General features: G+C 71.3%; 8 protein-coding genes and 1 pseudogene. 5 read left to right on the forward strand and 4 right to left on the reverse strand.

Translation table 11 applies throughout. The annotated features are described in order from the left end of the window. From ACY34I_RS39010 to ACY34I_RS39020, 3 genes and pseudogenes are all read right to left on the reverse strand, one after another. A pseudogene (locus ACY34I_RS39010) lies at nt 1-228 on the reverse strand (C39 family peptidase); the annotation flags it as partial. 935 nt (nt 229-1163) lie between these two features. Further along, on the reverse strand, nt 1164-2585 hold the full coding sequence (locus ACY34I_RS39015) for an RNA-guided endonuclease InsQ/TnpB family protein (RefSeq protein ID WP_462760344.1): 1422 nt from the start codon (nt 2583-2585) through the stop codon (nt 1164-1166). Continuing rightward, entirely contained in the window at nt 2582-3199 is a 618-nt protein-coding gene (locus ACY34I_RS39020) for an IS607 family transposase (RefSeq protein ID WP_462760346.1), read from the reverse strand. The genes ACY34I_RS39015 and ACY34I_RS39020 overlap by 4 nt, the downstream gene beginning before the upstream one ends. Nucleotides 3200-3366: 167 nt before the next feature. Here ACY34I_RS39020 and ACY34I_RS39025 point away from each other — a divergent pair, with 167 nt between their 5' ends. Then, nucleotides 3367-3735: an ArsC/Spx/MgsR family protein gene (locus tag ACY34I_RS39025; protein ID WP_462760348.1), complete on the forward strand. Its 369-nt coding sequence runs from the start codon at nt 3367-3369 to the stop codon at nt 3733-3735. A gap of 11 nt (nt 3736-3746) precedes the next feature. Here the strand turns inward: ACY34I_RS39025 and ACY34I_RS39030 are convergent, their stop codons facing one another. Beyond that, nucleotides 3747-3920, reverse strand: coding sequence for a hypothetical protein (locus tag ACY34I_RS39030; protein WP_187413985.1), 174 nt, complete (start codon nt 3918-3920; stop codon nt 3747-3749). Between the two features lie 19 nt (nt 3921-3939). Between ACY34I_RS39030 and ACY34I_RS39035 the strand changes: the two genes are divergently transcribed. The 4 genes from ACY34I_RS39035 (at nt 3940) to pulA (ending at nt 11892) form a co-directional block, all read left to right on the forward strand. Continuing rightward, a complete protein-coding gene (locus ACY34I_RS39035) occupies nt 3940-4602 on the forward strand; it encodes a hypothetical protein (RefSeq protein ID WP_462760349.1) in 663 nt (220 codons plus the stop codon). 40 nt (nt 4603-4642) lie between these two features. Next, a complete protein-coding gene (locus ACY34I_RS39040; protein WP_462760351.1) occupies nt 4643-5032 on the forward strand; it encodes a hypothetical protein in 390 nt (129 codons plus the stop codon). 314 nt (nt 5033-5346) lie between these two features. After that, the gene (locus ACY34I_RS39045) at nt 5347-6036 is read left to right on the forward strand and encodes a cellulose binding domain-containing protein (RefSeq protein ID WP_462760353.1); all 690 of its coding nucleotides are present in this window, start codon (nt 5347-5349) and stop codon (nt 6034-6036) included. Nucleotides 6037-6393: 357 nt separating this feature from the next. Further along, a complete protein-coding gene (gene pulA / locus ACY34I_RS39050; protein WP_462760355.1) occupies nt 6394-11892 on the forward strand; it encodes a pullulanase-type alpha-1,6-glucosidase in 5499 nt (1832 codons plus the stop codon). Nucleotides 11893-11988 lie beyond the last annotated feature (96 nt).

Consider the following 11988-nt stretch of genomic DNA (forward strand, 5'->3'; position numbering starts at 1 on the left):
GACAGAGAGGGCGTTGCGGGTGGCGGCGGGGCCGCAGTAGTAGAAGTTCGGCTGGGCCTCGTAGCGCACGTTCAGTTCCCGCTCGCCGTTCTTGCTGGCCTGCGCCTGGACGGCGGGCTTGTGGGCGGGGGCGGCGTGGGCGGCGATGGCGGGGCCGGCGATGCCACCGGCGGTGGCGGCGACACCAGCAGCGGTCAGCACGGTCTTACGCAGAATGTCGGTACGCATGATGATCAAACCTTTCGATCGGGGGAACGGCACGCACGCAAAGGGGGGTGCGGTGTGCCGCGTGAAAGGGAAAGTCTGAAGACGGGGTGCCCGGCGGCGTGGCCTGCTCGGGTGACCCGGGGATGTAACGACCGGGGGCCGGGGATCATTCCACCGGACTCCCGGAGACCGGCCCGAGGCCTCGCGGCCTGCTCGGCGGTCCGGGGGTGTAACGACCGGGGACCGGGGATCATTCCACCGGACTCCCGGGGGGATCGGCCCGGGGCTGCTGCTCGGGCGGCCGGGGGATGTAACCACGGCCGGGGGCCGATCATTCCGCCCGCGCCCGGGGCCCGCCCGTTGACGGGGGCCGCAGATCCGGCGCGGTCTGCCATGTTCAACGCCCCCGACCCCGCCCCGATTCCATCCACCAGCCCCGACAACCCGACATCCGACCCCAAACCCGGCATCCGCGGCCTGGGCGGAACCGGGCAGGCCACCCGAACGGCGCGGTAGGCGCGCAGGGTCGGCGATGTGGCGGTATCCCGGCGTAGGGGTGGCAGCCACGTCGCTGACCTTGCGTGGATCTTGGCCAGGGCAGCGTGGCTGGTGTGCGGCAGGCGCTGCCGGGCCACCGGGACGCCGACGGGACATTCCGGGCAGGCCGGGCCGGACGGGTATCGCCGGGCCGACCGCCCCCGGATGGGCGTGCCCGGACGGCGGATTGCCGTAGCGGTCGGGACGGTACGAACTTGATGACGTGAACGGATCAGTGAGCCGTCACGGAGCGTCCCCTTGCGGGCCGTCTTCGGTCAAACGAGCCCTGACTCGTCCACGTCATCAAGTTTGTAGCCACCGAAGAGGCTCGGCGGCCGGACGGACGCCCAGCATTGCGGCCCGAACCTCCACACCGCTTGCCGGGCGGGCGGATCAGCCGGTTCCCCGACGCCTGCTTCCTACTTCTTGCTCATTGTTGAGTGGTTCGGATGTTTCGCTCTCCGCTCGGCCGTGGTGGCTGGGCTGGAGTCCTGGACCGGCAGTCTGGTCCGGTGGCGATCGGTCCGGTCCTGCAGGATCTGCTTTACCCGCTGGTGTGGGGTGTGCAGGGCGATGTCGGGGTCGCCGGCTCGGTGCAGGATGTTGATCGCGGCGTTCACGTCTGCTTGCCACACCACCCCGCACTGGGTGCAGTGAAACCGGTCCCCGCTGCGTCGGCCGAAGGTGCCGCAGCGGTGGCAGGTTTGTGAGGTGTAGGCGGCGTTGACGGGAACGAGCGCAGAACCTCTACGCTCCGACACGCTTTTCAGGGCCTCCGCGGTGACTCCTTTGGTCCACGCGGCGAGACGCCGGTTGATGTTCTTGCCGAGCTTCTTTCGTGCGGTGAAGCGTTTGGTGAGGTCTTCGGCCATTATGGTGGCGGCTTTGTCGACGACCTCGTGCACGGCGGTGAAGATCTCCGTGCGCACCCGTGCCCGGTGCCGGGCGGCCTGCCGGTCCCGCTTGATCGTGCCGAGGTTGTTGACCTTGATCCGGTGCGCTTTCGCGTGGCCACCGCGCAGGGCGGCGGTGTTGGCGATCGAGCGTAGCTTCGCCCGGCGCCGGTTTCGTTCCTTCAACCGGTCCGACTCACGGATCAACAGCATGCCGAGTTGTTCACCGTGGGGCTGGCCGTCGGAGTCGGTGAGGGCTTCGGTGTAGCCCTTGTCGACGCCGACCGTTGCCTCGCCGCACGGCCGCTGCGACGACCGCATCCCCGCCGCGTCGATTTGGTAGTGGATCTCGACTCGGCCGCCGCGCAGGATCAGCCGCAGCGTCCCCGTCGGCGCGACGGTCGTGGACAGCGGGATTCGGACCATCCGCCGGGGTTCGAGACCGGGAACCGCCAACCACAACCGGCCGCGCCCGTCAACGATCGTGTTGAAGTTGTCGGCACGCACCACAATCTGATCATGCGTGCGGTTGCGGCCCCGCTTCCAATGCTTGCGCATCTGCCGCGCCAGGAACGGATCACCGGCCCACTGGTCGGCCTTCAACGCGCCGAACATCCGCTTGCGCTCGACCGGATCGCTCGTGCGTCGGCTGATCGCCCGCCGGACGTCGACCTTGGCCGCCTCCAGGTTCGCGGCGATGTCGGCCATGGCGTCGCGGACGGTTTCCTTCCACGCATTCGCCAACACACCAAACCGCATGTGGGTGCCGTCGGCCAGCCACCGGTCCCGCACCTGCCGGTCTCGCAACCCGGACCCGACCCCGCCGATCGAGCCGTACCGCTGCCACACCTCACTACGCACCCGACCCAACCGGCGGGCCTGCTCCACCAGGGCGCCGTACTTGCCCGGATTAAGCCGAACGGAGTAGGCGATCCGGGTGACCTTCACCGGTCACCCTCCATGGCCAAGTCCGCCCTTTTCAACTCCTTCTCGTAGCGGCGCAGACCGTACAGCCGACACGAGAAGGAGTTGACGACGGCCAGGAGGTCCTCGACCAACTCCTGCCGTGGAGACAGGGACTCCTGGTTGACGACGACGATCTCGCAGCCACCACGCTCCGCCACATGCTCCACCAGGTCGAACCCGAACCGGGCCAACCTGTCCTTGTGCGCCACCACCAACGTGGCGACCTCACCCCGGTCCACCGCGTCCATCAACGCCAGGAACTTCTCCCGGCGAAGGTCCATCCCGCCGCCGACCTCGCTGACCCACTCGTCCACGGCCAGACCGCGAGCCAGGCAGAACTGCTGCATCGCCGCCACCTGCAAGGCCAAGTCCGACTTCTGACCCGGCGACGACACCCGGCAATACACCACAACCTTCCGCCGGTCCGCGTCGAAACCCGGCTGCAACACCCTACGCACATCCGAATCGTCGAAATACCGCTGCCCCGACGGCAGACGACGGGCCCTGATCCGACCCTCCACCTCCCACCGGCGCACCGTGCTCACCGAACGGCCCACCCGCTTGGCAAACTCGCCGATCCGATAGACACTACCCACGACCGTCAATTGCGGACAGTTCTAAAAGGAAAGCAACCACTAGTAGCCGCTCCACAGCGTTCCACTCACGACGGTCGGACCCACCGCGACACCGCTGTCACGGAGTGCGCCTGGTGGGTGAGCCGCGGCAGCGAACCGTCGGTGGCGGCGTGCCACCATGTGGGGTCATGGAGATGTGGAACAACCCGTCCTGCTCGAAGTGCGCCGCCGCCCGGGCCACGCTTGACGAGGCGCGGGTGCCCTACCGGCTGCGGGCGTACCTGGCGGAGCCGCCGAGCGCGGCCGAGTTGACCGAGGTGCTGCGGCGGCTGGACGCGCGAGCGTGGGACATCTGCCGCACCGGGGAGCCGGCAGCGGCGGCCCTGAGCATGGCCGACTGGCCGCGCGACGACGACACCGAGCCGCGGTGGGTCGCCGCGATGGTTGCGCACCCGGAGCTGATCCAGCGTCCGATCCTGCTGCTGGACGACGGCAGCGCGCTGGTCGCCCGTACCTCTGAGGCGCTGGACGACGCGGTGCGCCGCGCGGAGCGGTGAGCCCGGGCGGGTCAGGAGGATCGTCGAGCGGCCTGCGCGTGCCGCTCGCGCAGCCGGTCCCGGATCTCTTCCGGGGTGTACGCCCGGCGCCGCCGTTCCGCCCGGGCCACGACCACGCCGGTCGCCGCGACGCCGGCGAGGCCGGCCAGCCCGAGCAGCTTCCACCACCGCATCCGTTGCCGCATCGGCCTAGGGTAATCCTCTATGAGCATCAGCCTGGACGAGGCGGTGGAGCTGACCCGGACCGGGGACGTGTGGGTGTTCCGCGGGCGGAGCGTGCCGGACCGCGCCATCCAGCTCACCACCAACAGCCCGGTCAACCATGTGGGCATGGCGGTGGTCCTGGACGACATGCCGCCGCTGATGTGGCACGCCGAGCTGGGCCGTTCGCTGCCGGACATGTGGACCGGCAGCCACCAGCGCGGGGTGCAGCTGCACGACCTGCGGGACGCGGTCTGCGTCTGGGCCAACCGGTACGGCCAGCGGGCCTGGCTGCGCCAGCTCGAACCGCCGGTCGACACCGCCATGGAGGAGGCGGTGCTGCGTACCGTGGCGCGCCTCGACGGCACCCCGTTTCCGTCGACCGCGCAGCTCGCCTGGCGCTGGGCGCGCGGCCGGGTGCCGGATCTGCGCCGCCGGCGGCCGTCCACAGGCGACGGTGGGGGCGTGCCGGTGCGGGACCGGGCGCTGGAGACCGCGTACTGCGCCGAGGTGGTGGCGGTGACCTACGAGGCGATGGGGCTGCTGCCCGCCGGTCGCCGGCCCAACTGGTACGACCCGGGCCGGTTCTGGAGCGGCGACGACCTCGATCTCAGCGGGGGCGCGCAGCTCGGCGCCGAGATCGAGGTGCGCATCCCGCCGCGCTGACCAGGTTTGCCGGAGCCGCCGGGCGGTAATGGAGAGCCCCGTGACGGCTTCCACGCATCTCGAGGCGCTGGCCGACTTCTTCGACCGGTACGGCGTGGCGCTGACCACCGGCGACGTGTCTGCCATCGCCGGCTGCTACGCCCTGCCGGGGCTGGTGGTCGCCGACACGTACAGCTTCTCGTTTACGTCCCCGGCCGCGGTGGCCCTGAGCTTCGTCGGCGCGGCCCCGGACTACCGGGAACGGGAACTGGTCGCGGCGAACGCCCAGATCGAGGAGGTGCAGCAGCTCTCCGTGTTGCTCACCGAGGTGGCGGTGCGGTGGGAGTTCTTGGACAGCCGGGGGCGGGCGGTGCCCGGTGAGCGCTACCGCTACCTGCTGCGGGCCACCGACGGCGGGCCGGCCATCTGCACCGTCATCCGTACCGGCTGAGGCCGCGCTGGCCGCTGGCTGCTGCCCGGGTGGCGCGGCGGTCGCCCCGGACTTCATAGTGGACAATCAGCGAATCCCCGGCGGGAGCCGGATGGCGAATGCCCGGCACCTTCCATCGATGGGACCGCACGGCCTGGCCGACGCGCGGTGCGGGTCCGGTGCGTACGCCTCGTGGTGGCGGTCGGATCGCCGCCTGTGGGTCATCCGTTCTCCGCCTCCCGGTGGCCCGGACGGGCGGAAGGTGGCCCGCCCGCTGTCGGCGGTGGCTCGCCGCTGGCTACGCTGGCGCGTCGGCTTCGGCGAGGGGGGACGTGATGAGCGCCGGACGGGTCCAGCCGGCTGAGGAGCCGTCGGCGCCGAGGCTGCTGATGTCGGTGCCGTGGATGGTGGTGCTGCTCGGCGTCGGCCTGCTCGCCAGCCTGCTCGTGATCGCCCTGCTCGCGGTGCGGGACGAGGAGCGCCGGGTGATCCCGACGGCCGGGGCGCCGCCGATCTACCTGCCGACGGGTGCCGCGGAGAACGGCTCCGCCACGCCGTTTGAGGCCGCACCGCTGGTAGCCGCCACTCCCACGGCACCACCGACGGGGTCGCCCAGCCCGTCGCGGTCGGTCGGCCCGAGCCGGTCGGTCAGCCCGACGTCGGGCGCGCCGGCGCTGGCCGCGCCGGCACCGCTCGTGGCCCCTGGCGCGGTCACCGCCCGGTACGAGGCCATCGACAGCGACCGGCGCTCGTTCGCGGCCCGGCTGACCGTCACCAACGGGTCCGGATCGAGCCAGGACTGGACGGTGGAGCTGGCCTTCGCCGGCAACGTCAAGAGCGTCCAGGTCTCGTCCGGCTCCGGCGTCTCGGCCAGCTCCCGAGGCGGCGGAATGTTCGTGCTGTCCGGCACCGGGGCGCTGACGTCGGGGCAGAGCGTCAGCGTGCAACTGCAGTTCAGCCGCACGGGCACCGGCGACCGGCCGGACCGGTGCACGGTCAACGGCGCGGACTGCGCCATCGGCTGAGCGCGTCGCCGGGGTGAACGACCGCGCGCCGCGTGGGGCATTTTTCGGCACTGCTCCCCACCCGCGGCTGGGTGGCCCAGCTGACCTTCCCTGATGGACGGGTGGCGGACGCCTGGGTGTCCGGTGCGGACCAGGAGACCGCCCGTATGTCCGGCGGTTCGCTGACCTACCGCAGCGGGCCGGACCTGGCGCGCCGCGGCATCGTCGACCGTGCATGCGCCGCCTCGTCCGCGACCGCCCGTATTATGCGCGTTTTGCAAGGCGGCTGCTTTGTTTCGACTTGGCTTGCAGGCTATTGCAGAATGTTTCAGCAAGGGCTAGCGTGCGGGCGAATCAGCGACCAGAGAAAGGCCGTCGATGAAACCCCCGCCGATACCTCGCAAGGCGCTGCTCGCCTTGGTCTCCTCCCTCGTGCTCACGCTCGTCGGCGTGCCGGTCGCCGTTCACCAAATGAGCGCCGCCGGCAACGAGCAGTCCGCGGTCCCCGACGTCCTCGCCGCCGCCAACGCGCCGCAGTGGAGCCGGGAGCCGTCCGCCGAGGCGCTGCTCAAGGCCGGCAGTAACAACGCCCGGGCCGAGCAGTTCTACTTCGTCCTGCCGGACCGCTTCGCCAACGGCGACCCGCGCAACGACACCGGTGGCCTGACCGGCGGCCGGCTCGCCACCGGCTTGGACCCGAAGGACAAGGGCTTCTATCACGGCGGTGACCTCAAGGGGCTCATCGACAAGCTGGACTACATCCAGGGCCTGGGCACCACGGCCATCTGGCTGGCCCCGATCTTCAAGAACCGGCCCGTGCAGGGCGCCGGCGCGGACGTCTCCGCCGGCTACCACGGCTACTGGATCACCGACTTCACGCAGGTCGACCCGCACTTCGGCAGCAACGAGGAGCTGACGAAGCTGGTCGACCTCGCCCACCGGCGGGGCATCAAGGTCTACCTCGACATCATCGTCAACCACACCGCGGACGTCATCCGGTACGCCGAGGACAGGTACGGCTACGTCGACAAGAAGACCGCGCCGTACCGGGACGCGCAGGGGCGGGCCTTCGAGGACCGCAACTACGCCGACGGCACCCGGGACTTCCCGCAGGTCAACGAGAAGTCGTTCCCGTACACCCCGACGTTCGCCAGCCCGGCCGACGCGAAGGTCAAGGTCCCGGCGTGGCTGAACGACCCGACCATGTACCACAACCGGGGTGACTCCACCTTCGCCGGTGAGAACAGCGAGTACGGCGACTTCTTCGGCCTCGACGACCTCTGGACCGAACGGCCCGAGGTGGTGCGGGGGATGACCGACATCTACGCGCAGTGGATCACCCGTGCCGGGGTCGACGGCTTCCGCCTCGACACCGTCAAGCACAGCAACCTCGACTTTTGGCCGCAGTTCAGCCGCGGCATCCAGCGGGCCGCGGAGCAGGCCGGCAAGCCGGACTTCTTCATGTTCGGCGAGGTGTACAGCGCCGACCAGGAGATCGAGTCGACGTACGTGCGGCAGGGCGGCCTGCCGGCCACCCTGGACTTTTCCTTCCAGGAGGCCGCGCGCGGCTACACCGCCGCCGACGGCTCGGCCAAGGCGCTTGCCGACCTGTACGCCCGGGACGACCTCTACGCGGCCCGGGACACCGACGCCAACCGGCTGACCACCTTCCTCGGCAACCACGACATGGGCCGGATCGGCTCGTTCATCGCCGCGGCCGGCGGGGACGACGCCAGCCAGCTGCGCCGGGACCAGCTCGCCCACCAGCTGATGTTCCTCACCCGCGGCCAGCCCGTCGTCTACTCCGGCGACGAGCAGGGCTTCACCGGCCCCGGCGGGGACAAGGACGCCCGGCAGGACATGTTCGCGAGCCAGGTGCCGGACTACCTCGACGACGACCTGATCGGCACCACCCGTACCCACGCCGGCGACCAGTACGACACCGGCCACCCGCTGTACCGGACCATCGCCGAGCTGGGCCGGCTGCGGCAGGCGCACCCGGCCCTGCGGGACGGCATCCAGGTCACCCGGTACGCGGCCGACGGCCCCGGCGTCTTCGCCTTCTCCCGCATCCTGCCCGCCGACCGGACCGAGTACGTCGTCGCGGTGAACAACGCCGCGAGCGCGCAGACTGTCACCGTGGACACCTGGTCGGCCGGCGCCACCTTCACCGGCGTCTACGGCGGTGCCGCCACCTCGACGGCCGGCGCCGACGGCAAGCTGAGCGTCACCGTGCCGGCCAGGTCGGCCGTGGTGCTCCGGGCGGACCGGGCGATCCCGCAGGCCGGGGCCGCCCCGAAGGTCACCATCACCGAGCCGGGTGACGCCCCGGTCGCCACCAGGGCCGCCGTCACCGCGCAGGTCACCGGCGACCCCCTCGCGGCCGTCACCTTCGCCGCCCGGGTCCCCGGCGGCAAGTGGACCCTGCTGGGCAGCGCGCACCGGGCGCCGTACACCGTCCACCACGACCTGACCGGCCTGCCGGGCGGGACGAAGGTCGAGTACAAGGCCGTCGTCCGCGACGGCAAGGGCCGCGTCGCCAGCACCCGGTCCACCGGCGTCGTCGGCACGCCGGCGCAGAGTGCCTCCCGGGACTGGGTGGTGGTGCACTACCAGCGCCCGGCCGGCGGGTACGCCGACTGGGGGCTCTACACCTGGGGCGACATCGACCCGGCGTACCAGACCGAGTGGCCCAAGGGGCAGCCGTTCGCCGGTGAGGACTCCTTCGGCCGGTTCGCCTGGGTCAAGCTGAAGCCGGGCGCCAAGTCAGTGGGCTTTCTGGTGGTCGACAAGGACGGCACCAAGGACGTGCCGAACGACCGCACCATCGACGTCACGCAGACCGGCGAGGTCTGGGTCAAGCAGGGTGACCCGACGTTGTATCCGACCCGGCAGGCCGCCACGGGCGAGCCCGACCCGCCGGTCGACCAGAGCACCGCGGTGATCCACTGGCGCAAGGCGGACGGCAACTACGACGGTTGGGGCCTGCACCTCTGGGACGGTGCGGCCACCCCGACCGACTGGGGCAACCCGCTGAAGCCGGAGCGGATCGACTCCTTCGGTGCGGTGTTCCGGGTGCCCCTGGCCGCTGGAGCCACCGGGCTGAGCTACATCGTGCACTCCGGCGACGAGAAGGACCATCCCGAGGACCAGCGCCTCGACTTCGCCACCGCCGGGCACGAGGTCTGGCTGCTGGCCGGCATCAAGGGCCGGCTGCTCCCGTCGACCGCCACGGGCGTCGCCCGGGACCTCGACATCACCAAGCAGAAGGCACAGTGGATCGACCGGTCCACCGTCGCCTGGCAGACCGGGCCGACCGACGGCAAGCGGTACGCCCTGGTCGCCGCCCCGACCGGTGGGCTCGGCATCAGCGACGGCGAGCTGACCGGGACGTACACCACGCTGCCGCTGCGGGCGGAGCGCAACGGGCTCACCGAGGCCCAGCGGGCGGCGTGGCCGCACCTGTGGTCCTACCGCACCTTCAGCCTCGACCGGGCCGACCTGGCCAGGGTGCCGGCGGCGCTGCGTGGGCAGCTCGTGGTGACCGAGCGGGACGCCGAGGGCAAGCTGCTCGGCGCCACCGGGGTGCAGATCCCGGGCGTGCTCGACGACGTCTACCGGGCCGCCACGCAGGTGAAGCTCGGGCCGACGTTCACCGGTAAGGTGCCCACGCTGGCCGTCTGGGCGCCCACCGCGCGCACGGTGTCGCTCCAGCTCTTCGACTCGCCGACGGCCGAGCCGAGGACGGTGGCGATGAGCCGCGACGACCGCACCGGGGTCTGGTCGGTGCGCGGCACGAAGGACTGGGCCGGGAAGTACTACCGCTACCGGGTGCAGGCCTGGCAGCCGGCGGCGCAGCAGCTGGTCACCGCCGCGGTGACCGACCCCTACTCGGTGGCTCTCGCGCCGGACTCCACGCACAGCCAGCTCGTCGACCTTGACGACCCGGCGCTGGCCCCGGCCGGCTGGGCGACGCTGCGCAAGCCGGCGGCGGTCCCGTCGTCGAAGGCGCAGATCCAGGAGGTGTCGGTCCGCGACTTCTCCATCGCCGACACCACCGTCCCGGCCGAGCGGCGGGGCACCTACCTCGCCTTCACTGATCCGGGCACCGCCGGGATGAAGCACCTCGCCGCGCTCGGCGAGGCGGGGGTGAACTACCTGCATCTGCTGCCGGCGTTCGACTTCGCCACCATCCCCGAGAAGCGGGCCGACCAGCGGCAGCCCGGCTGCGACCTGGCCGCGCTGCCGCCCGACTCGGACGAGCAGCAGAAGTGCGTGTCGGCCGTCGCCGACACCGACGGCTACAACTGGGGGTACGACCCGCTGCACTACACCGTGCCGGAGGGCGGCTACGCCGTCGACCCGGCGGGGGCCCGGCGGACCACCGAGTTCCGGCAGATGGTCGCCGGGATCAACCGGGCCGGCCTGCGCGTGGTGATGGACGTCGTCTACAACCACACCTCGGCCGCCGGCACGGACCCGAAGTCGGTGCTCGACCAGGTGGTGCCGGGCTACTACCAGCGGCTGCTGGAGGACGGCATCGTGGCGAACTCGACCTGCTGCGCCAACACCGCCCCGGAGCACGCCATGATGGGCAAGCTCGTGGTGGACTCCCTGGTCACCTGGGCCCGGCAGTACAAGGTGGACGGCTTCCGGTTCGACCTGATGGGTCACCACCCCAAGGCGAACATCCTCGCCGTGCGCGCCGCGCTGGACCAGCTCACCCTGGCCCGCGACGGCGTGGACGGGAAGAAGATCCTGCTCTACGGCGAGGGGTGGAACTTCGGCGAGGTCGCGGGCGACGCCCGGTTCGTGCAGGCCACCCAGGCCAACATGGCGGGCACCGGGATCGGCACCTTCAACGACCGGCTCCGGGACGGGGTACGGGGCGGCGGCCCGTTCGACGACAACCCGCGGATCCAGGGCTTCGCGTCCGGCCTCTGGTCCGACCCGAACGGCGACGACGTCAACGGTTCGGCGGCGGAGCAGAAGGCCCGGCTGCTGCACCAGCATGACCTGATCAAGGTGGGCCTGACCGGCAACCTGCGCGGCTACCGGTTCACCGACTCGTCCGGGCGGCAGGTCACCGGCGCCCAGGTCGACTACAACGGCGCACCGGCCGGCTACACCGCCGCGCCGGCCGAGGCGGTCACGTACGTCGACGCGCACGACAACGAGATCCTGTACGACGCGCTGGCGTACAAGCTGCCGCAGGGGACCTCGGCGACGGATCGGGCCCGGATGCAGGTGCTCGCCCTCAGCACGGTGGTGATGGGGCAGGGGACCGGCTTCGTGACAGCCGGCTCGGAGCGGCTGCGCTCCAAGTCGCTGGACCGCAACTCGTACAACTCCGGTGACTGGTTCAACCAGATCCGGTGGGACTGCACCCAGGGCAACGGCTTCGGCGCCGGCCTCCCGCCGGCCGCGGACAACCAGAGCAAGTGGCCGTACGCCAAGCCGTTGCTGGCCGACCCGAAGCTCGTGCCCGACTGCGCGGCGATCAACCTGGCCGACGCCCGGTACGCCGAACTGCTCCGCATCCGCCGGTCCTCGCCGGTGTTCGGGCTGACCACCGCCGACCAGGTGCAGCAGCGGGTCGCCTTCCCGCTCTCCGGTACGCACGAGACCCCAGGCGTGATCACCATGACCCTGGACGCCCGCGGCCTGGGCGGGGCGTGGAAGTCCGTCACGGTGGTCTTCAACGCCACGCCGGCGGCGGCGACGCAGACCGTGACCGGCCTGCGCGGGGCGAACGTGGCGCTGCACCCGGTGCTGCGTACCTCGGCCGACCCGGTGCTCCGGACCGCCTCGTTCGACCGGGCGACCGGCACCTTCACCGTCCCGGCGCGCAGCGTGGCGGTCTTCGTCCAGAGCTGACCCGACGAATCCGGCCCCCTGCCACCGTGGTGGCAGGGGGCCGGATCTGTGGGCGGATCCGTTGCGCTGACCGTCGGTCAGTTGAAGCAGTCCTTG

This window comes from Micromonospora sp. RTBAU3-60 (genome assembly GCF_054963695.1).